Below are 21,257 nucleotides of genomic sequence, written 5' to 3'. Positions count from 1 at the left end.
TTAAATCACTAAGCAGCATTGATTATACGCCCTAATCTTCTAAACTAGGAAAATCATCATTCGCACTTGAATTATCTTCGTTTTCTGGCAAATCTTCAGGGGGAGCTGCTGATGCCACACAAAGATGGTTGATTACCTCAAAAGTAGCTGATAGTTCTTGTAGGAGTTCTATTAAAGCAGCGTTTTCGACCAAAGAAGTATGAATATTAGGCAGATAAGTTTCGTACTTGGCTGCTATTGCGACATAGATTCTATTGTTAATAAAACTAATTTGGGGCTTTAAGTTCCATTTTTGATAAATAGCATAAATTCCCTCTATAATTGGAGGTGTCAAAATATAGTAAGCCATTTCTTTGCTATGGCTATACACAACAAAATCTTTCTCAAATTTAGGGTATACATTAGCAACAGCAACTAGGTCACCATCTGCCGTCAATCCTTTTAAGCTCAATTGCTCTAACGTTTGTACTTTTTTAGGGCTTCGTTTGCCTTTATTGGGTAACACAAGAACCTTAGATTGGAAGTTTGTTGGCATTTCTAGCTCAAAAAACAGACCATCAAAGAGCAATTTATCTTCTTTATGAGCCGTAATTTCTGAAAATTGAAACTTATAACCTTCTTTGGTTTTTCCTCTAAAACAATCTTTCCCATTATAATCCGATGGCGTTTGCTCAAAAAGTTCACTATTTAAGAAAACTTTAGGCGATACCTTTTTCTCGATTTGATAACTGATTTTTGAAAAGTAAGTTTTAGCAAAAGTTGTAAAGATTTGTTTCTTAAATTTATTAAGATAGTCCTGAGAAGGCTGGCTAACCGTATTGGTTGCGATCTGTATACCAACTGCTACTGCTATTCCAAAAATGACAAAAGCCATCACAGGGTTAATTTTCCAATAAACAGGAATTGCAATGATTGTCAACAAAGCAGGAAGCAAATAATACACTTGAAATTCCTTGGTTTTAGCCAATTGTTCCAAACGCAATTTTTCTAACTTCTGAAGTATGGGTTGGATTTGTTCTTGATATTCGTCTAATGTGTCCATTAATAGTTTTCGTCATTATAAAACCTTCTAGTCTTTGATCTTAAGTGTGGTCAAATCACCCTAACAAACAACAAGCTAATTATCAACAAATTATTCATCCAAAAGCCATTAACCAATCAAGAACAAGCATTAAAATTGATTTAAAGATAACCTAAAGCTATTGGTAAATCACATCAAAAAAGGATTATTTTTAGAATACCCTGTTTTATAATTTATATTATTCAGCTGTTCCCAATTTTCGCTAGGTTGATGTTCTTGGCTAAGATCCTCAATAACAGCAAAACAGAGCCCCAATTCATCATATATTTCTTCTAAAGCTGTATCCTTTAGAATAGAGCGTCTAATATCGGGGTAGAAAAGATTTTTATTGTGAGGCAAAGCAATATAAATTTGGCGTTCAATAAAACTGATACTTAAAGATGCCTTCCATTTATAACGAAGATCATAAATCGCTTTTAACAAATTGGGGGTTAAAATTCTAAAAGCTTCTTTTTCATCCTTACTATATACGACAAACTCTTCTCCAAATTCAGGGTGTTCTTCCATATCTATCATTGCCTCCCTCTTAAAAAAATCGCCTATTTTTTTTGGGATAAAATGCTCAATTCCTTCCAAATTGTGTTCTGTAGAAGTAGGCAATATTTGGGTATATCCATTCATATAATGCGATACATCCAACACAAAAAACATTCCCTTAAACAAGATCGTTGTTGTGTTTCCTAATTCATTTTTTGTATCGCTATGAACATTAGTAACATCGAGTTCTGAAAATTTAAAAGAGCAGGCATTGTCTGTTTGTCCTTCAAAATAATCTTTTCCACTATAACTAGTGTATGAACCAAACAGTTTTGATTTAGAAAATAAAACACTTGGCAAATAATTGGAGGGGGCATAATAGGTATTGGGATACAGCATTTTAACAAAAGCCGAAAATGCTTCCATTTTAAAATGGTTCACATAGGTTAAACGCTGTGGCTCTATTTTGAAAATTCCGATCCAAACAAAAACCAAAAAACCACTTACAACCAACATAACGACTAGTAATATATAGCCCAGAAAAGTTGCCCAAAGAGCAGCACAAAATATGATGATTGGTAAAACAAACCACTGTTTCTCCCTTCTAATAGTTTCTAACTGATCTGTCCTAAATTGCTCAACGCTGTGCAAAGCGGGGGTGATTTGCCGACGAATGTCGTTCAATGATTTCATTTGGGAATACTATTAATTAACTACTGCCAATTGAGGGGAGATTCAACAGAAGATATTAGTCTTAAAGATGCTGATTCTTTAATTAGGAACATAAAAAAGAATCAAAATTAATTTGGGTAAGCCTAATATACAAAAAGTGTTTTAATAGTAACAACCTATAGATCATAAAATAATAATATTTTTATAATTATCATTATAATGCACAGGTTTCCAATGTTTTTTCCACCTCATTCAGCTGTATAAATGCCCGTTTATTTCCCCAAGCATTGTGTATATAATTAACAATATTGGTGATTTCTACATTCGATAATCCCTTGATTGGCTCCATCCCCGTTTCAAATTCTACTCCATTGACAATAATCTTACCTTTTAGACCATTTTTTATAATACAGGCAGCTCCTACCCCCATATTCTCTAGCATATCTGCACCCGCCAAAGGAGGATACAAAGCCTCTAGGCCGCTGCCATCTTCCATGTGGCAGTTTTCGCAGTGTTTTTGGTATAAAATAGCACCTTCGTTATAGGTTTTTTCTGCAGGGTTGCTACAGGAAATTCCCAGCAATAAAAAAAAAGCAGATAAATAAATTATATTTTTTTGCACTTCTTAAAAATTAAGTGTTACACAATTTGCCTTAATACATTCTAATAAACCAATGCAGCTACTCCTTATCCATCAACAACTGAATGTCTCGAATCAGTTCATCCATTCGGTCGGGATCTGTTCCATCGTACATTCCTCTTATTCGGCGTTTTCGATCCAATAAAGCAACTGCTCCGCTATGATCAAAGCCACCTGGTGCATCCTCGGCTTCCAAAGCTGTTATATAATATTGATAAGACATTTTGTAAATATCTTCCTTATTGCCTGTCAACAAATGCCAAGTATTCGAGTTAATATGAAACTTATTGGCATACCAAGCCAAACGACCTACTGTATCATATTTGGTGTCAATAGAATGGGAAAGAATCAGGAAATCGGGTCTATCTTTGTAGACTTCGTAAACCTTTTTCATATTCTTTTTGACCTTAGGGCAAATTGTAGGGCAAGAAGTAAAGAAAAAGTCTACTAAATAAATTTTATTTTTTACGGTTGCCTCTGTAATTTCATTGCTGTCTTGATTGACAAATGAAAAAGCAGGAATGACATGATCTACAGAATCAACTACTTTTTTACCATTTACTTCTTTCTCTACCAATGTTTTAAAACCAATCACAGGCAAACCAGAAGCGTTTTCGCTAGAAGGAGCACAAGCACCATAAATAAAAGCAAGCGCTAATACTAAAACAATATATTTCATGATATTTTTCTTGTTATTAAAACCACATAAAACCTTGACTTAAAGGCTTAACAAATACCTTTCTCAAATATCTTAAGTAATTTTATGATATAATGCCACAAAGATAATGAAATATCACTGAATGAAAGATAGGAAATTGCTCCTTGCTTAAAAGAATTATTATTCAGAATTGTTTCAAATTAGTCCATGTCTAATTTAAATGCTGCCGTTTTTACCCTCAATGTTTTCATTCCATCAATTTCTTCTTCTAATAGCATTTTAGCTGCCGTTTCCTGCTCAAAAACTTCTTTCATATTGCGTACTAAACCTATTGGAACAAAATTTTGATGACAACGTTCTAAGATTATAGCCGCTTCAAATTCTCCAAAAGATTGTCTTAGTTCCTCCGCTAATGAGGTTCTATTTTTGACTCTTGATCCATTGGTTTTATAAATTTCTTGCTCCAATAAATCGAAACGCTCTAAACTATTACACAATTGAACAAACTGTCGATTAGATCCAATCGATAGAATCAGTAATTTGTTGTCTTTTGTCTCAAACAATTCTCCATAAGGTGCAATATTGGGATGCAAAGACCCCATTCGTTGTGGAATGTGTCCTGCCATTAGCCAATTGGTAGCTTGGTTCGCTAAAGAAGCCACTGCGGCTTCCAATAAAGAAACACTTACATAAGCGCCCTTTCCAGATTGATAACGCTGCAACAAAGCCACTAGAATTCCCTCTTTGAGCTGGTGTGCTGCCAAAATATCAATAAGAGCTACAGGCATTTTTGTTGGAGGGCTCTCTGGCTGCCCGTTCATATACATAAATCCAGATTCTGCTTGCAAAACGACATCAAAAGCAACTCGTTCACTTTCCTCCCCAAAACCAGAAATATTGGCATAAATCAAGGTAGCATTGATGGCTTTTAATTGTGCATAATCTACCCCTAGTTTTTGTGCCGATTTCTTTTTATAATTGGCAATCACAACATCTGCCTCTCGAACCAATTCATAAACCTGCTCCTTTCCTTCTGTGGTAGAAAGATCAACCAATAAAACCTCTTTGTTCCAATTTATTGCACAATAATAAGCCGATACAGGAGCATTTTTGTCTTCGGAAGCCAAGCGCCAGGTTCGGGTAATATCTCCTCCCCCTTTTTTGTTTTCTACCTTAACAACCTTTGCTCCTAATTCTGCAAAAAAAAGCCCTACTGCTGGTCCTGCCAAAACAGAAGCTAGCTCAATTACTTTTAAATCTTTAAATATTTGATCCATCTTTATGATTTGTCTATTTTGTATTTATTAAATGCTTTTTTGTCCGATAAACCGTGTAGAACGTTGAACGCATAGGACAACTATTACCATTTTGGGTTTTAAATTTTAGACCTTGCAATCCTTCGATAGGCTGAAAATACAGGTTAAATTCATAAAGTAATGAGAAGTCTATAGAATTTTCTTATTTTTGGAATAAACAAGAGCAGTATGTTATTATTGGAATTAGCCTTTGTTCGCTTAATTCTAAGACATTATTTTAGCAAGCTTTAATCTGTTATAACAATGAATACCGTTAATCACTACAAAGAAAAATTTTGGGGTTATAGCAACGATCAATTAAAAGATATTATTGCAGGGCGATTTGAAGAGCCTTCCGATAATGAAGTTGCTGCTGCTATGTTCTTGTTAAAAGAAAGAAAAAACGCTTCTGATGATTCTAGCTTATCTTTGGCACAAATCCCAAGTGCTTCGATGGCTGTATTATTAGAAATTGTTAAAAATCCAGCGACTTGGGGAACCGATGCCGTTGCCATTGCAGAAGCAGAAATACTTCGTCGAGAACACCAGCCTGTAGAGGGTAGCGCTTCAGAAGGAAAAAAGACAATTTTACAAATTGTTCTTACTATTGTTGGCGTTATTCTCTCTGTTTTATTGTTAAAGATGTTGGCAGGAATCTTGTTGGTTTGTTTTCTTTTCTACTGTGCAATGTCCTGTTTACAGAGTTTATAAGTTTGAAAAAAGCATCAATGATACACGCAAAAAATATCAAAAAAACATACGAAAATCTTACTGTTCTCAAAGGAGTTGATTTAGCCATAAAAAAGGGAGAAATTGTTTCTATTGTTGGCAAATCTGGTGCAGGAAAAAGCACTTTACTACACATCATTGGCACCTTAGATTTTCCCGACGAAGGGAGTTTGGACATTAATGGGGTGGCAATTCATAACCTTTCTGAAAAAGAGCTTTCTTCTTTCCGCAATAATCAAATTGGTTTTGTCTTTCAATTCCATCATTTATTGCCTGAATTTACAGCACTTGAAAATGTTTGTATCCCCGCTTATATCCAAAAAAAATCTGAAAAAGAGGCAACTGCTCGTGCACAACAACTGCTCACTGATCTAGGGCTTCAAGATCGCATAAACCACAAACCTTCTGAGCTATCAGGAGGAGAGCAACAACGAGTAGCCGTTGCTCGTGCCATGATGAACGAACCCGCAGTAATTTTAGCGGATGAGCCTTCTGGAAATTTAGACACAGAAACCTCTCAACAGCTTCATGAGTTATTTTTTGAATTGAGAGATAAGCATCAACAAACCTTTGTCATTGTTACACACAATCCCGAATTGGCAAAGATGAGCGACAGAACCCTAGTCATGAAAGATGGTTGTATTATTGACAATCAAATCAACAGTTAAGTTATTTATGGATCTAGATTTATTGCGTGATGAACAAGAATGGTTAGCCAAACAAGTAGTCATCCCCTCTACTCCCTTTGATTTTACTCCCTATGACATTTTATTTGGCATTGACATACAATATGTTGGAGAACAAGCCTTTTGTGCGATTTCTGCTCATTATTTTAATGGAGAACACATTCAAACGTTTATTCTAAAAACACAAGCTGGAATGGAATACATTTCTGGTTTTTTCTGTTTTAGAGAAGGTCCGCCTGTTCTCCGAGCCATTCGAAAAATATTAGAAAAACAAAATATCATCCCTAAGTTGATTCTTATTGATGGACATGGCATTGCTCATCCAAGGCAACTAGGCATTGCAAGTTGGATTGGCGTTAAAACCAACCTCCCAAGTATTGGCATCGCCAAACGCCCCTTATTAAAATATGAAGGAACACTAGCACCAGAACGAGGGGCAACAATTCCAATTCGATTAAAAAACAAAGTGGTAGGTACGGTATTGAGAACACAAACCGATATTAAACCTGTTTTTGTAAGTCCAGGATACAATATATCCATTGAACAAGCTTCGGACTTAACCTTGCAATTATCTCCTTCCTATCGGATCTCTAACCCCATCCGAATTGCAGATCATGTTGCTAGAGCCTATTCTAAAGAAAAGAAGGTAGCGCAGGTTATTTCATTATAGTCAATTAGGTAGTAAAGAGTAGAGGAAGCTTAAACCTTCTCTGCCATCTCTTGTGCTTTTTCGACCCACTGCGTTATTTTTTGGGTTGGACTTTCTATAATTTGGCTGAGCAATGCTTTATTTTCTTCGGAAAGATTGGCCAATTGTTGGAAACTATAAATTCCAAAATCATTTAGCGTTTCTTCGGCTACTTGTCCCAAGCCCGCAATGCTTCTTAGATTATCTTTCTTTTCTTCTGCCATCAACTGTTGAACAGTAGTTGAATTGCTGTGTTCTTGTAATTGGAGTTCAAGCGTTTCAATTTTAGTTTGATAGGCATTTTTTTCTTTTTCAAATTGCTCCTGCTGCTCCTCTACATTCTTTCTCAGGCGAGTAATAATTTTAATCAATTTAGCCTGATCAGGCGTTGATCCTAGCCCTGTTTCTTCCAAGTTTTTGACTCGCTTCGCCAATTCATCCTTGGACAATTCTAACAAACGTTTTTCAGCCTTTAGTTCTGTCAACGATTTGCTCAATTTTTTATTTTCTCCTCGAACCAATTCTAATTCAGTCAATACTTGTTCTTGGAATGTTTCATGCTCATAATTAATGCGCTCTTTTTCCAACTTGGTAGAAGACAATTCTTTATTGACTTCAAAATACCGTTCTTTAAGCCCTTCAAAAGTATCGTTTAAGGCCTCAAATTCACCTCCTGATAGAGAAAGTTCTTTTTCATAACGTTTCCGTGCTTTCTCTAACTCAAGCATTAGCTGCTTTTTGTTCTGCTCCAATTCAGCCGCTTTTTCTTTGTGCTGAGACATTTCAACATTAGAAGCTTCCAGTTTTTCGACCCAAGTCTTAGCCTCTTTTTCTAATTCAGAATACTGTTCAATCGTTGATTCTTTGTAGGCTTGGTAAGCTGTTTCTAGATTCTGTTTTTCTTCTACAGTATTGTGATAAGCATCTTCTAAATCGGAATGTTTTTCTTGTAAAGAAGAAAAACGTTGCTCTAAGACTTCTTCCCTTCCTTTGATCAACTCATAGTCTTCCTCTACCCCCTTAAAATGTTCCTGAATGTGTGCCAGTTCGTCCAAAGCTGCCTTTCGTTCTGCTTCTAGTTCTTCTTGGTTAGCTTCAAGATGAGTATAAGCATCTGCATATTCATTGGCATATTGAGTAGATTCTTCCAATTGAGCCTGTAATGTCTTTAGATGTCCACCTAACTTTTCAATTTCAGCCCCCGTTGTAATTTGATAATTTTCGTAAGTTTTTGAAAGTTGAGTTTTTTCATCTTCAGCCGTCTGCAATGATAAATTGAGATTTTTGTATTTATCTTGCCACTCTTCTAATTTAGAATTATAATCCTCCGCCTTATCTTTTAACTCCTTGTAATCGGTTCTTAATTCTGTCATAGAAGCATTAACAACTTCCATATCCTCCTTTGCTTCCTCCAATTCAGCCGACAAGTTTTCATTTTCTTCTTTAAGCTGCAAAAGCCCCTCTTGGAGTTTTTCATTAATTCGGTTCGACTTCGCCAATTGAAACTTTACGGTTTCATAGCCATCGTTTGCCTTTTTGGTTTTGATGCGAAGTTCTTTTATTTCCGATTCTTTTTTGTCTTTGTAATTATCAAAATCCGCCTGCAACTCCTTGTGTCGGTTGTTGTTTCCCGACATATCTCTTTCCAAGCGTTCATAATCTAGTTTCAGACCATCTAAAGTAGATTCAGCAGCTACTAAAGCCGTATCAACGTCCAATTTGCTATCGTAAAGCTCATCGTACCGTTTTTTCATTTTATCCAACTCTTTCTGAGTCTTTTCGGATTCTTCTTTACTTTTATTTAATTCATCCTTATTGCCAGCTTCTTTCACAGATGGTTTTGCAGCCGTCTCATCAACAGGCTGAAGGAACCAAGCTAGTAAGTATCCCATTACAGCTGCTCCAATCATAAATCCCAAAACCATTATCCAACAAGACATACTTATGTGTTAAAATTTAAAAATTACAGCGAATCATTTTTTTCTTCACGAATGGAGGGTATCTCCCCTCTTTTATTAGAATCAATTGTACTAGACACCTTAGGCGAATCTTGCTGAACTTTTTTCTTAGTTGTTAACTTTTTTTGTTCAGCAGATATTGGAGGTAGAGCATATAGTCTAGGTTTAGTGCCATCGTAAGAAATAAATAAATCTACTCTTCTATTAATTTGTTGACCATATTTGGTAGTTTCTTCTCCCAAAGGATGGCTATCAGCAGCGGTAGTAATTTCAATTCTTTCTGCCAAGATACCATGATTGATCAAAAAATCACGAACATATTGAGCCCGTTCGGTTCCTTTTAAAGCACTGCTCTCTTTTGTAGCCAATTTATTACTATGTCCTACACAGTAAATTTTTGCTTTTTTATTTATACTAAGATACAAAATTAAATCATTCATGTAAGTTTTTAACTTATCATTGATAATAATTTTATGTTTATCTTCTCCAAAATCCTTAAAGCGAAAAACCTGCATTTCTTTAAAATCGCTCTCTATCTTACTTATTTTTCGGCTCAATGATTTTTTAGATCGAATTGGCAAAACATCAAATTCAAATCCCATTGCATTTGGCAAAAACTGCTGGTATAAATCCGATTCAAAAACCGCCAAACGCTCATCTGCGATTCCCTTTATTTCTATTTGTTGCCCATCAGCCCCCAGATTTACCAATAGATTGCGTACATAGTTGGCTCTTGCCAATCCTAAATTCACCAACGTTGTTTTATTCAACTCATCAGGATGATTATACCCCGTCAGTATCAATTTTCGAGAGGGCTGGTCATTTAAATAAGTTGCCAAATCAATCAAGGCTTGTTTTATATCAGCAGGCAACTCTAATAACAAAGAAGAACTTGAATAATTAAAAACAAGATTGTTCGCAACCTCCATTTTAAAGGAACTAGAAATATCGTTAACCTCAAAAGGTGCAATACAATGAAAGATAAAATCAATTGCTCCAAAAACAGCCTCATTTTTGACATCTTGCGTCAAATCGTTTCGTTGGCCAGCTTCTATCTCAATTTGATATTCGGGCGTACCTGCATTAATAAATAATTGACGAATAGAATCTGCACGCTCCCGCCCTAATTTCGCTCCTCCTGACTCATCCTCCAAAAACAAGCCCATAATGGTTACTTTCTTGATGGGGTTTGATTTGATATAACGGACAATTTCTATTAGGTTTTTGCTGACCTCTTCATAAAGAATTGGCTTAGCACTGTTTTTAGGAAAAATAATCGTTTTTTTGGTTTGAAGACGAAAGGTATTCCCATCTTCAATAAGCATTGTTCCACCTATTGTTCCATCGTAACTATCTATACTTGTATCGCAACAATTTTCAGAGAACAAATAGCTGCCTGTAGCTATCCAAGCAGCAAGCCCAGTAGCTGTAATTAGTGCATATAAACTATTTCTTCTTTGCATTTAAGTCCTTACTTTAAAAAAGTTATGGTTCTTTGACAACTTCACTAATTAAAATCCTGTGTAAAAACAATTCTGTCAGAAGCTGCGTCTTTATCCTTCATAAATAACAACTTATAATGTTCTCCCTTTGCCCACTTGTCTAACATGTTCTTATAATAATAACTTCCTGGGTTTTCTGATTGTCCACCAGGATAAATACCATAAGCATTTATTTCTTCCCCCAACTCAACAACCATTCTCCAAGAGGGTCCTGGGCGTTTTGTTAAAGCATTTAAAGTCGAACCGTGCCCATCTGAGGGAATATCATCTACACTAAATGCAGGTAACGTAGACAAATGCTGTACAATAGATCCACGTTGATTCTTCCACGTCAAGATTTGCCCATTGTCGTCCTTGGGAACATGCTGACAGATGCGCTGAAATGCGAGTGTCATAACATCGGCAACTTCTTCTCGTTTTTCGGTTGTTTCTACAACATCAATGATTGCATTTGTTGTATCTCTTTTTAACAAATGTAATAAATTATACTCTTCTGGAAGCCTAATCAACTCTTTATCAGCAGATTTATTTACATTTTTTTCATTAAAATCAACTAGTTCATCATAAACTAAATATTCTAAGGTATCAAACCACATTTCAAAAATAGTAGGTTCTATTTGATCTTGTGTGTATTTATAATCCCAATCTTTTAATAAATGCCAAATTTCCAATTCGTCCTTTCTTAATGCGCCCTTTTGGATATGACGTTTTAATAAGCCCATAAAATCCTCTGCTTTTAGACTATAAGAATCGTATTGAAGTGCCATCATATCCTCAACCGTAATGTTTTCCATTTCCATCAAACGGCGGTTCAAATAACGGCCTCGGTACTCCTCAAAATACCCATAGTAATCGTAAGGATATAAACTAGGATTTACAGAATGTTGATTGGCAGATGCTACAAAGTTTTTGGATGGGTTATATTCATGTGGTATATCTTTCTGTGGAATAAATCCAGACCAAAGCTCATCAGAACTCGTTCCCTGTTGTACAAAACGACCTTGCATTTCTTTTCTTAATGGCAGTTTACCCTGCGTCCAAAGTGCAATGTCTCCATCCTTTGCTGCAAATACAATATTTTGTGCAGGGCAAGCAAAATGACGAATAGCATCTTTATAATCGTCATAGTTTTTTCCCTTGATCAATTTCAAAAAAGTCAAAGGCTCCTCTGAAGCATCGTGCAAAGTCCATCTCAATACAAAATCTTGCGCTCCACTACGATGCGCAACGGGACCAAAATGCGTCATTAGAATGGTATCAAAAACAGAATTGGCTCCTCGCACCTTGATTTCTTCAATGATTCTGCTTGATTTTTTATAGGTACTATCAAACCAATATTCGGTTTTACTATCATCTTTCCATTGCACAGCGTACCAATCTTTTACATCATGACTGACATTGGTAACCCCCCAAGCAATATTTTCATTAAATCCAGAAATCACTCCAGGAGCACCAGGCAAAGAAGCGCCATAGCTGTTAAATTCAGGCGTACAAATCTGTATCTCAAACCAAATAGAAGGCAAGTTTAACTTTAGGTGCGGATCGTTGCATAAAATTGGCTTACCAGATGCTGTTTTTGCTCCCGATACCGCCCAGTTATTACTTCCTATGCCCTTTGGAGAATATTCTCTAGCCAAACTATCCCATTCCGTATTTCCCAAATATAAATTAATGGGTTTGGATTCATCTACAACCAATGGTTGTAGATAGCTCATTGAGTCCAAAATAATAGGCGATTGTTCTTCAAAGTACTCCGCATATAAGCTATTAAATTGCTCTAAGCCAATTTTTTTTAATACATTGGTCAACTCAAAATCATGCTCTCTTTCCGTTAATGTTCTCCCCATATTTTTAAGCAACAAAGCTGTTTTGATAGGGCTCCACATTTCGGGTTCATAATTTTGCAACTTGTAAAACAAAGGCAAATCACTATACGACAACGAATTGATATAAGCATTAATTCCATCTGAATAGGCATCCAAAGCCTTAAATTTTTCAGGATCTTTAGACCACAACTCAATCGATCGCTTGGCTCCTAAAGGCAAACCAATACGTCTGGTCTCTAAATCTTTTTCTACCAGTATTTTTCGAACTTTCTCTGTTGTTCCTAAGATTTCAGCCAAGCGTCCAGCAGCAGCATGGGTCTGTAGCTCCATCTGCCACAAACGCAAAGATGCCGTAACATAGCCTTGGGCAAAAGTAGCATCTTCCAAATTTTCAGCAAAAATATGAGGTACCATTCTGTCATCGTATTTCACAACAACGGGTGCAGAAAGTTGCTCATTATAAATGGTTGTCTCAAAAGAAGGCGTTGCGCTTTCTGCATTTTGCCAAAACCCATGAGAAGGGCTCAATAGTTTTCCAATGGGAGGAATAAATTTTTCTGTGCTAGCAATAGTAATCATCTCACCATTTTCATCCGTACTTATTTGTTCGGGGCTTCCTGCTTGGTAGGGATTTCCCAAGACCCAAATAAAGAGTGTTGTTATGGTAAAAGAAAGAAATAACTTAAAAAAGTTCATATGTAATTTCCTAGGTGTCTCAGCAGTTGCTTAACAATAAGATGGGGTAATTAAATGAAGCCCTATTTTTGCTATTAATGCTCCATGGATTTTTCACCTTTTTATTTTGTAAACGAGCAGTTTAGTAAAAAAAGATAAAAATTGCGGCGATAAAAAATACCAATAACCAAGGTTAAATTAGGGGACAAATAACTTCTATTTAATACAATTAGCCCATTATTAAACAACTTTTTGATAATAGTTATGATTGTTGAGTATAAAACAGGTCACAATATAATAAAAAAAATGCATATTCTACAGCCTAAAATCTGTATAATATGCATTCGCATTGTTTAGAATTTGTTATCAATTTATTAATAGAGGAATGCCAATAGATCAAGTCTCATTATTGTGTAACAATGTCCAAGCAAAACCTAAAAAAGAACCTCCTCCCAAAAATTGAAAAAACAGGCATAAATTAGGATAGTTCATTTTGGCATCTAATAAGAGATAAAAATAGATGGATGCAAAAAACAACAATAACCAAATGAGTTGCTGCCCAATCTTTTGCAGTTGTTTAAAGCCTTCTTTTAGTTCCTTAACTTCTACCTCTAGTTTTCCTTGATTCGTTTTTCGAATTACTTTTTGCAATTCTACGGGCAGTGTTACGGCTGCGCTAACTTGAGTCCGAACCAAATTAAGCGCCATTTGGGCAAAACCACCCTTCCCTCCCATCAACTCCTGTTCGAGATAAGGCTTTAGCGTATGAATAGGATTCCAATCTGGTTTTAGCAAAAAGACAACACCACTAACCAATACAACTGCCCGATTTAGCAACACCCAATCTTTAGGAATCTGCATAATCTGTGTCATTTCTTTTATATTAATCAACTGAAACGCCTTTCTTAATTGTTCTTCACTAATATCTTGAACATTTAAGGTATCCAACTGCAATTCGTGCTCTACAAAATCTTGTACCTTATCAATCATTTTTTTTGCAATTTTAGCATTATCATCACCATGTGCAATGAATCCTAATTTTCGCAAAACTTTTACCATCTCTTCAGCATCCTTTTCAATAACATGTTGAATCAATTTAGGAATGCCTTTTTTCATTTCATCACTTAACTTCGATACGGCACCAAAATCCAATAAAATCAACTGCCCTTTTTGATTTACCAATAAATTACCAGGATGTGGATCGGCATGATAAAAACCATCTACCAAAATCATCTGACAATAGACCTGAACAAGCGCCTCTGCTAATGCTCCTAAATCAAGACCCCAAGCTTGGATTTGGTCAAGATCACTGACTTTTACTCCTTCGCAATATTCAATGGTCAATACCCTTTTGGAGCTATATTCGGTATAAACCGCTGGAATATAAATTTGAGTTTCTCCCACCAAGTTTTGTTTAATGAGCTGCATTGATTCTGCTTCTTGGTAATAATCTAGCTCCTCCTCTATCATTTGCTCCACTTGTTGATATAGGTGTTCAATCCCTTTGATTTTCATAAATCGAGCAACCAACTTTACCAGCTTTTTGATAATGGCTAGATCAACATGGGCTAATTCATCAATTTTGGGATGCTGTACTTTTACCACAACATCCTTATCCCCAATTTTAGCTCGGTGAGCTTGCCCAATGGAGGCAGCAGCAATGGGTTGTTCTTCAAATGCTGTAAAAATTTCCGTAATCGGTTTTCCTAGTTCCCTCTGAATAACTCCAGCAATTTTTTGAAAATTATGTGGAGGAACATCATCTTGTAACTGTTCTAATGGTGCCCTAAATTCTTCTGGCAAGACATTGGATAAGGTAGAAATAAGTTGCCCAGCTTTTATAAACAACCCCTGCAACTCCAACATAACATCCTTAATCCGTTCTGCATTTTTTTTATTCTTTTCTTTTATTCGAGCCGACCAATATGCCTTTCCTCTTATTTTGGCAACTAGGTAGAGCCCCAAATAACTAAGTCCAACCCTTAATGCTACCCCGTATGCTTTTCTACGTCTTGTGCTTGCCTTTTGCATAAAAACTATTCTGATTTTTGATTCTTTGATCTGAAAACATCCTCCATAAAAAGAAACATAATTTATAGATTGAATAGTTGCAAAATAAGGCATTTTCATAAAAAAAGGGTATTGATTCTTATAAACCAATCCCTTTTAGTTGTACTATTTTAATAGTCCGTTAATTAGCTAGTGCGCTAGCGCTTATGAGCTCCCTGAGGTCGGTTCGTTACACTAGTGAGATAGTTTTTTGCTTCATTGTTTTTTCATTTAGTGTACCTTTTCAAAATAGTCCAATCCTGCTGCGGGCCAAGAGTTGTAATAAAACCCTACCACTTGGTCATCCTTCACTACATAATACATTCGAGTTTGCACCCCTCCTTTTTTATAACCTAAACTAATGCCATCCAACTGGACTAATTTTTCTAGCTTTTTGCCTTCTTCAAATACAGTAAGATCTCTTTTCCAAAGCCATTCTCTACGTCCATATTCATCCAATTGAGGCAACAATTCTAAGTGCATTTTTTTTCCATTTTGATTTTGATAAGTTCCTTCAAACTGCGCTCCAAAATCTAGCGTTTTATCGGTTAAATCCGTTCGACCAGCACCAAGCATAGCCGCCAATCGTCCTAGCAAAATTGACCAGTGATGCTTTTCGCTAGAGCCTGTTCGAATCAAAATAATGTTATCTTTAGGCGAAACAAAAATATACTGTCCATGATAGCCTGCTGCCCAATACTGCTGGTTATTGGCAAAGCCAACCTCTTCATAGCCATTGCGCCAATAACAATTAGAATACCCAAACCACCGACTTAAATCCCTATTTTTAAGTTCTTTTACAAACCACTTAGGAACAATCTGCTGTCCTTCCCAAAGACCATCGTTTAACATTAACTTGCCAAAGCGAGCCATATCTGCTGCCGTTAAGGCCATCCCTCCAAAAGTTCTAGCGTTGCGATGTTTTTTACTATCCAATGTGACCATAGCATCATACTGCATACCAACAGGTTTCCATATTTTAGCTTCCAAATAGCTTGCTAAGCTCTGTCCAATTGCCTTTTCTAAACAAATCCCAAGAATCTGCGTAGAAAGTGATTTATAAGCAAAATGTGTTGTTGGCTCATGCTTTTGTTTGGCTGCTCTTTTAACAAAACGTTGTTGGTTGGGGGTATAATACAAACCTCCCAATCGCAAAACATTATCAAAGTCATGCCACTTCAACCCAGATACCATTCCCATTAAATGCCGTAAGCTGATGTCTTTTCGAGCATCTTTTCCAAACTCAGGAATAAATTCCGCAACCTTTTGATCCAAAGAGAGTAAGCCCTCTTCAGCAGCTATAGCCGTTAATGTTGCCGTCATTGCCTTAGTCACCGAAAAAACAATTTTAGGTTCTTGTTTACTTCCTCCATTTAAATAACGTTCGTACAAAATAGAGTCATTTTTAATCACAATCAAAGCCGTTGTTTTGGAAGTTTCCAAAAAATCATCTAAATCCGAGGTTGTCACCTTTTCAGATTTAGGAATCCATTGTTTAAGCGCAGGAATATTAGCAGGGTTATGAACATTGGTAAATAAAGGCTTCGAGTAAGGGCTGTTTTCTAGTGAGGAGGTTGCCCAATTCTCTGTTGATGCTCCTGGAATTGTATCACAAACAAAGATCTTTTTGTGGTCGTTGATCCCTGGTTTAAAAAATACAACAATTTTTGTCAGGGTGCAACTGGACAAAGTGCTAAGCATGGTTCCACAAATAAGGGCTTGCAAGAGGAATTTGATCATAGTCTTGTATAGGGTTATATTAATTAGTAGACCGCTGGCTAGCATAATTAAATAAAATGCTAACCGCTATAAAAGTAAGAAAGTTATGCTTTTAAGTGGTTTTACTCCAAAAAGCATATAGCTGCGCAATATACAAAAAATCAACCAAAAATGCAATGGAATTTTCTTTTGGAAATAGAATTTAACAGCCTGTGATAATGACTGCATTGTTCACGGTAGTTTAGAACCATAGACTTCATCTATTGTAAAAAAAGCAACACTATTCAACGCCCTTGAGCAAATTGGGTTGGTTGAGTTGGTACAAGGCAACTTCAGAAGTTTCATAAAGTGCTTGAATACTTGGAGGACGTTTCCCTTCGTAACAATCTTTGATGCAACGAGGCAAATCATTATAATCAAAATTGGACATATAACGAGTGGCTCCATTGGCTAAAACATAAACCGTAGTTTCTGGCGAAAAAGTTAAGGTAGGAATGTCTGAATAATCATAAAATTGAACAGGTCCTTTTTCGTTATATTCCATTAAGTATTGCCCAAAATGTTTTTGGATAACATTGGTTACAACAATACTCTTATGTGGTTTTTCTTTAAAATATTTGTAAATAACAGCCCGTTGTTCTACATAAGAATGTTTATTGGCCGTTTGCATAGAAGAGACAATTGGAGCTAAAGCAGCTAAGGCTATTCCCAATAAAAAACCCCAAGTAATAGAATTGCGATTTGGCAATATCGCACGTATTAGCACTAAAACCATTATAGCAGCATAACACCATTCTAAATTTCCAATAGCAGACCATTTCGATAAGACAAAAACCAAGGTTGTTGCAGCGATAAATGCATACCGATGCTTGGCTTCCTTCGCAAAGGCATACACTAATGGCGCAGCTACTACTGCTGCCATTGGCACCAAGAATAAAAAATGCCGAATATCTGGACAAATTGGCAAATAAGCTTTGTAGGAAGTGGTCATAAAATTGGACGACAACAAGGACAATACCAAGATCAGAGACCAATACGCCGCAGGTGTTTCAAAACGGATAAAACGCTTAAAAGATTGGCTAAAAATGGCTGGTAACGCCAACATTAGGCTTATCATCATTCCAGTTGCCATAAATTTGTAGATCATTTCGTAACCAATTCGATACCACAATACCGACCAAGGTTGAATGGCATAATTGCAAAAAGAAAACGAACGACCTGCGCCTAAATTATCGTCTAGCCCTGCTTCTACAGCATGAAAACGAGCTAAGGGGTCTCCTGTCAAACCGTAAATTAATAAGAGATACAATACCCCCATCGCTATACAACAAAGTGTTGTGTATATCCAAAATTTGAGATAACGTTTTTGAAAAATATCCAACAGCATTACCAAGAAAAAAACAGGAAACAACAGCAGTACAGATTGCTTGGTAATATAAGCCCAAATCAATACCATAGACAACAATAAGGCATGTTTGAAGGATTGTGCCCCTTTTTGATCAAAACGATGATTTCCAATCAAACTAAAAGCTGCAAACGTAGCCAAAGCAACAGAAGTATCTGGCATTAATTTGTCAGAATAATACATCGTCCAGTTGTCCAAGACATAAATAGCCGCTGCGATAACAGCCACTTGCTTGGGCTGTTGTTTTAATACTCGAAAAATAAGCAATACTGTTGCCAACAAAACCAAGGAGGGTGCAATTGCCGACACCTCATCGTTGACACCAAATAAGGCATAAAAAAAGCCTGTCAAACTGATAAATCCCCAACGGTAAGAGAAAAAATCTTCGTTCAGAAAAAAGAGTTCTCCATCTGCCCATTTTTTGCCATAATAGCCATACCCCATTATATCATCAAAACCATAGTGCCCAAAATAGCCTCCATAATGATGAATAAATAAAAAGGCTATAATACCTAAAAAAGTATATAGCCTCATGTCTTTATATAATGGTGTTTTATTCATGCTATACCGCAGACGTTTCTTTTAATTGAGTAACGATCTTTCCAATTGCTTGTTGAGTAGCAACTGTTGCGGGAACCAATGGCAAACGCAATTCTTCCCCACAAATACCTAAACAATTTAAGGCATGCTTAACGCCCGCAGGATTGCCATCTACAAAGAGCAAATCGACCAAATCCATCAATTGATAATGTAGGTTTCTAGCAGTACCAAAATCACCTACCAATCCTGCTCGCACTAAATCAGAATAGATTTGAGGATAAGCATTTCCAACTACAGAAATTAAACCATCCGCTCCACAAGCCAACAGCGGTAAGGTCAAATTATCATCGCCCGAAAGCACTGCAAAATGAGCAGGTTTTTTGCCTTTTATAATTTGCATGCATTGTGCTAAATTTCCAGAAGCCTCTTTAACGGCTACAAATTTATTGCTAGCATTTGCCAAACGCAAGGTAGTGGCTGCGGTCATATTAGAAGCTGTCCGTCCAGGAACATTATAGAGAATAATTGGACAAGGAGCCACGGCTTCTATGGCCATAAAATGTTGATAAATTCCTTCCTGAGTAGGTTTGTTATAGGCAGGACTCGCCGACAGAATACCAGCAATTCCTTTAAAATGATAATTCTGTATACTTTTAATGACGGCTGCTGTATTGTTTCCTCCAAAACCTGCAACAATAGGAATTCGACCAGCTGTTATTTTTACTGTAAAGTCTAATACCGCATGCTTTTCTTCTTCTGTTAAGGTCACCGATTCGCCCGTTGTCCCTAATGAGACTAAAAACTCTACGCCACCTTCTATATTAAAATTAATCAGGCGTTCTAAGCCATTATAATCAATTGCTCCATCTTTGAACGGCGTTACTAATGCAACTCCTGTTCCTCTAAATAATTTATTCATTTTTTATACCATTAAGCCCTTATTGGATTTTCTTTAAATAGTTTTCCATTTGCTGAATCAATGCTCTTAAACTTTTGCTTTTGCCATAAACCATAAAGTCATAAAAATCGGTTTTATCTTCTCGATAATGCCCGATTCGAAATTTTGCCGCAGAAGCAGCAGCAATATACTCTAGGGGTTGGCAGTTGTCAACATGTAAGGCAATTAATAAATCAAATGGTTCGTGGATAAAATCTAATACTTCCTGTTTTTTTGGAGTTTGATTCAAGCCCAAATCTTTGTTACAAAAACAAGGATAAGCCTCTTCTTCTGTCAGCTGATTGGCATCTTTATAAGCAATTAATTTTACTTTCTTTCGCTGACTTTGGAGTTCTCTTTTATAACCTAAAACAATCTTAGCTTCAGCTTCATTACTTGCATTAAAGATTAAACCTATGCTTCTCGCCGTATCAAAATTACAAGCCGATCGCTTTTTGTTCGCTTGAATACACTGTTTCAACTTTCGTTGATACAAGCTTTCTTTTAAACCACTTAATAAACTCATACAGGGGGACTGTTTTAAATTAACAATTATGATTTTTGGTAGGACAGTTAATTAAAATCACAACCCATAATTTCTTACGCAATCAATATATTACAATTTGTTTTTATTTGTCGTCTAATTGGTATTAATGACTTTGAGGGACATTCTATCTTAAGAAATCTATCCAATACAATCAAGGATAGATTTCTTAAGGTTTATTGTTTGTATAGTAAATTCTTAATCCTATACTGTTTTATAGGTAACTTTACCCATTTTGCTGTATTTTTCAATACGAGACTGCACCAATTCGTCTTTTGACAAATCCTTCAGCGCAACAAGTTCTTTTTTCAAGTGACGTTTTAATATTTTAGCAGCTTCCTCTGGTTGCAAATGCGCACCACCAACTGGTTCTTTGATAATGCCATCAATAATACCAAACTCTAGCGCATTATCAGCCGTTAACTTCAATGCTTCAGCCGCTTCTTTTTTGTGCTCTACCGTACGCCAAAGAATAGTAGAACAAGACTCCGGAGAGATTACGGTATACCAAGTATTTTCCATCATAAAAATACGGTTACCAACACCTATTCCCAATGCACCACCAGAAGCACCTTCGCCAATTACCACACAAATAATAGGCACTCTCAATTTAGCCATTTCAAATAAATTGCGAGCAATAGCCTCTGCCTGTCCTCTTTCTTCTGCTTCTATACCAGGAAAAGCACCAGGTGTATCAATAAGACAAACCACAGGTAAATCCAATCGTTCAGCGGTTTTCATCAAACGCAAAGCTTTGCGATATCCTTCAGGATTAGGCATACCAAAATTTCGATATTGGCGCATTTTTATATCCGCTCCTTTTTGCTGCCCAATAAACATAACACTATGTTTATCTAATTTTCCAATACCCCCCACAATTGCCTTATCGTCTTTAAAGCAACGATCGCCATGCATTTCTACAAAACGAGAACACATTTGCTCAATATAAAACAAGGTGTAAGGTCTATGAGGATGTCTAGAAAGTTGTACTTTTTGCCATCCTGTTAAATTACTGTATATGTTTTTTCGAGTAGTAGTAATTTTCTTTTCCAATGCCGAAACTGCTGCATTTAAAGCCTCCACGTCATCATTTAAATCTGCCGTTTTTTTAAGTTCAGCTAGTTGTTCATACAATTCTTCAATCGGCTTCTCAAAATCTAAAAATAGCATAGTTTG

17 protein-coding genes are annotated in these 21,257 nt (G+C 36.3%); 3 read left to right on the top strand and 14 right to left on the bottom strand.

Annotated features, from left to right (window positions below; translation table 11 throughout):
• Positions 1 to 31 precede the first annotated feature (31 nt).
• The 5 genes from AsAng_RS04780 to AsAng_RS04760 form a co-directional block, all read right to left on the bottom strand.
• Positions 32 to 1,042 (bottom strand): DUF3137 domain-containing protein, encoded by a 1,011-nt coding sequence (locus AsAng_RS04780; RefSeq protein ID WP_264791652.1) that lies wholly within the window; start codon positions 1,040 to 1,042, stop codon positions 32 to 34.
• Between the two features lie 168 nt (positions 1,043 to 1,210).
• The gene (locus AsAng_RS04775) at positions 1,211 to 2,251 is read right to left on the bottom strand and encodes a DUF3137 domain-containing protein (RefSeq protein ID WP_264791651.1); all 1,041 of its coding nucleotides are present in this window, start codon (positions 2,249 to 2,251) and stop codon (positions 1,211 to 1,213) included.
• A gap of 193 nt (positions 2,252 to 2,444) precedes the next feature.
• Positions 2,445 to 2,852 (bottom strand): c-type cytochrome, encoded by a 408-nt coding sequence (locus tag AsAng_RS04770; RefSeq protein ID WP_264791650.1) that lies wholly within the window; start codon positions 2,850 to 2,852, stop codon positions 2,445 to 2,447.
• Positions 2,853 to 2,910: 58 nt separating this feature from the next.
• Positions 2,911 to 3,549, bottom strand: coding sequence for an SCO family protein (locus AsAng_RS04765; protein WP_264791649.1), 639 nt, complete (start codon positions 3,547 to 3,549; stop codon positions 2,911 to 2,913).
• Between the two features lie 179 nt (positions 3,550 to 3,728).
• Positions 3,729 to 4,805, bottom strand: a complete 1,077-nt coding sequence (locus AsAng_RS04760; RefSeq protein ID WP_264791648.1) for a CaiB/BaiF CoA transferase family protein — start codon at positions 4,803 to 4,805, stop codon at positions 3,729 to 3,731.
• A 282-nt stretch (positions 4,806 to 5,087) separates the two neighbouring features.
• Here AsAng_RS04760 and AsAng_RS04755 point away from each other — a divergent pair, with 282 nt between their 5' ends.
• Genes AsAng_RS04755 through AsAng_RS04745 form a run of 3 tightly spaced genes read left to right on the top strand, consistent with a single transcriptional unit; the run spans position 5,088 to position 6,908 of the window.
• A complete protein-coding gene (locus AsAng_RS04755; protein ID WP_264791647.1) occupies positions 5,088 to 5,534 on the top strand; it encodes a hypothetical protein in 447 nt (148 codons plus the stop codon).
• A 17-nt stretch (positions 5,535 to 5,551) separates the two neighbouring features.
• Positions 5,552 to 6,220 (top strand): ABC transporter ATP-binding protein, encoded by a 669-nt coding sequence (locus AsAng_RS04750; protein ID WP_264791646.1) that lies wholly within the window; start codon positions 5,552 to 5,554, stop codon positions 6,218 to 6,220.
• Positions 6,221 to 6,227: 7 nt separating this feature from the next.
• The gene (locus AsAng_RS04745) at positions 6,228 to 6,908 is read left to right on the top strand and encodes an endonuclease V (RefSeq protein WP_264791645.1); all 681 of its coding nucleotides are present in this window, start codon (positions 6,228 to 6,230) and stop codon (positions 6,906 to 6,908) included.
• A 29-nt stretch (positions 6,909 to 6,937) separates the two neighbouring features.
• Here the strand turns inward: AsAng_RS04745 and AsAng_RS04740 are convergent, their stop codons facing one another.
• The 9 genes from AsAng_RS04740 to AsAng_RS04700 all read right to left on the bottom strand — a co-directional run bounded on the left by AsAng_RS04740 (position 6,938) and on the right by AsAng_RS04700 (position 21,251).
• On the bottom strand, positions 6,938 to 8,866 hold the full coding sequence (locus tag AsAng_RS04740; protein ID WP_264791644.1) for a hypothetical protein: 1,929 nt from the start codon (positions 8,864 to 8,866) through the stop codon (positions 6,938 to 6,940).
• A 23-nt stretch (positions 8,867 to 8,889) separates the two neighbouring features.
• Positions 8,890 to 10,347, bottom strand: coding sequence for an OmpA family protein (locus AsAng_RS04735; RefSeq protein WP_264791643.1), 1,458 nt, complete (start codon positions 10,345 to 10,347; stop codon positions 8,890 to 8,892).
• Between the two features lie 44 nt (positions 10,348 to 10,391).
• Positions 10,392 to 12,908 carry a penicillin acylase family protein gene (locus AsAng_RS04730; RefSeq protein ID WP_264791642.1) on the bottom strand — a complete coding sequence of 839 codons (2,517 nt, stop codon included), beginning with the start codon at positions 12,906 to 12,908 and terminating at the stop codon, positions 10,392 to 10,394.
• A gap of 375 nt (positions 12,909 to 13,283) precedes the next feature.
• Positions 13,284 to 14,918 carry an ABC1 kinase family protein gene (locus tag AsAng_RS04725; protein ID WP_264791641.1) on the bottom strand — a complete coding sequence of 545 codons (1,635 nt, stop codon included), beginning with the start codon at positions 14,916 to 14,918 and terminating at the stop codon, positions 13,284 to 13,286.
• A gap of 249 nt (positions 14,919 to 15,167) precedes the next feature.
• Positions 15,168 to 16,676, bottom strand: a complete 1,509-nt coding sequence (locus AsAng_RS04720; RefSeq protein WP_264791640.1) for a serine hydrolase domain-containing protein — start codon at positions 16,674 to 16,676, stop codon at positions 15,168 to 15,170.
• Positions 16,677 to 16,935: 259 nt separating this feature from the next.
• Positions 16,936 to 18,594, bottom strand: coding sequence for a glycosyltransferase family 39 protein (locus tag AsAng_RS04715; RefSeq protein WP_264791639.1), 1,659 nt, complete (start codon positions 18,592 to 18,594; stop codon positions 16,936 to 16,938).
• Positions 18,595 to 18,622: 28 nt separating this feature from the next.
• A complete protein-coding gene (gene dapA / locus AsAng_RS04710) occupies positions 18,623 to 19,519 on the bottom strand; it encodes a 4-hydroxy-tetrahydrodipicolinate synthase (RefSeq protein WP_264791638.1) in 897 nt (298 codons plus the stop codon).
• A 19-nt stretch (positions 19,520 to 19,538) separates the two neighbouring features.
• On the bottom strand, positions 19,539 to 20,063 hold the full coding sequence (locus AsAng_RS04705; RefSeq protein ID WP_264791637.1) for a DUF6913 domain-containing protein: 525 nt from the start codon (positions 20,061 to 20,063) through the stop codon (positions 19,539 to 19,541).
• 222 nt (positions 20,064 to 20,285) lie between these two features.
• A complete protein-coding gene (locus AsAng_RS04700) occupies positions 20,286 to 21,251 on the bottom strand; it encodes an acetyl-CoA carboxylase carboxyltransferase subunit alpha (RefSeq protein ID WP_264791636.1) in 966 nt (321 codons plus the stop codon).
• Positions 21,252 to 21,257 lie beyond the last annotated feature (6 nt).

The organism is Aureispira anguillae, from assembly GCF_026000115.1.
Classification (GTDB): Bacteria; Bacteroidota; Bacteroidia; order Chitinophagales; family Saprospiraceae; genus Aureispira; species Aureispira anguillae.
Note: the sequence above shows the minus strand (reverse complement) of the source record. Positions and strands in the feature narration are given on the sequence as shown.

Excerpts from the sequence above, each read along its gene's own strand:
- AsAng_RS04705 (WP_264791637.1), bottom strand. The coding sequence starts at position 20,063 with ATGAGTTTATTAAGTGGTTTAAAAGAAAGCTTGTATCAACGAAAGTTG.
- AsAng_RS04725 (WP_264791641.1), bottom strand. The coding sequence starts at position 14,918 with ATGCAAAAGGCAAGCACAAGACGTAGAAAAGCATACGGGGTAGCATTA.
- AsAng_RS04720 (WP_264791640.1), bottom strand. The coding sequence starts at position 16,676 with ATGATCAAATTCCTCTTGCAAGCCCTTATTTGTGGAACCATGCTTAGC.
- AsAng_RS04745 (WP_264791645.1), top strand. The coding sequence starts at position 6,228 with ATGGATCTAGATTTATTGCGTGATGAACAAGAATGGTTAGCCAAACAA.
- AsAng_RS04780 (WP_264791652.1), bottom strand. The coding sequence starts at position 1,042 with ATGGACACATTAGACGAATATCAAGAACAAATCCAACCCATACTTCAG.
- AsAng_RS04765 (WP_264791649.1), bottom strand. The coding sequence starts at position 3,549 with ATGAAATATATTGTTTTAGTATTAGCGCTTGCTTTTATTTATGGTGCT.
- dapA (WP_264791638.1), bottom strand. The coding sequence starts at position 19,519 with ATGAATAAATTATTTAGAGGAACAGGAGTTGCATTAGTAACGCCGTTC.
- AsAng_RS04755 (WP_264791647.1), top strand. The coding sequence starts at position 5,088 with ATGAATACCGTTAATCACTACAAAGAAAAATTTTGGGGTTATAGCAAC.
- AsAng_RS04750 (WP_264791646.1), top strand. The coding sequence starts at position 5,552 with ATGATACACGCAAAAAATATCAAAAAAACATACGAAAATCTTACTGTT.
- AsAng_RS04740 (WP_264791644.1), bottom strand. The coding sequence starts at position 8,866 with ATGTCTTGTTGGATAATGGTTTTGGGATTTATGATTGGAGCAGCTGTA.
- AsAng_RS04715 (WP_264791639.1), bottom strand. The coding sequence starts at position 18,594 with ATGAGGCTATATACTTTTTTAGGTATTATAGCCTTTTTATTTATTCAT.
- AsAng_RS04730 (WP_264791642.1), bottom strand. The coding sequence starts at position 12,908 with ATGAACTTTTTTAAGTTATTTCTTTCTTTTACCATAACAACACTCTTT.
- AsAng_RS04735 (WP_264791643.1), bottom strand. The coding sequence starts at position 10,347 with ATGCAAAGAAGAAATAGTTTATATGCACTAATTACAGCTACTGGGCTT.
- AsAng_RS04700 (WP_264791636.1), bottom strand. The coding sequence starts at position 21,251 with ATGCTATTTTTAGATTTTGAGAAGCCGATTGAAGAATTGTATGAACAA.
- AsAng_RS04760 (WP_264791648.1), bottom strand. The coding sequence starts at position 4,805 with ATGGATCAAATATTTAAAGATTTAAAAGTAATTGAGCTAGCTTCTGTT.
- AsAng_RS04775 (WP_264791651.1), bottom strand. The coding sequence starts at position 2,251 with ATGAAATCATTGAACGACATTCGTCGGCAAATCACCCCCGCTTTGCAC.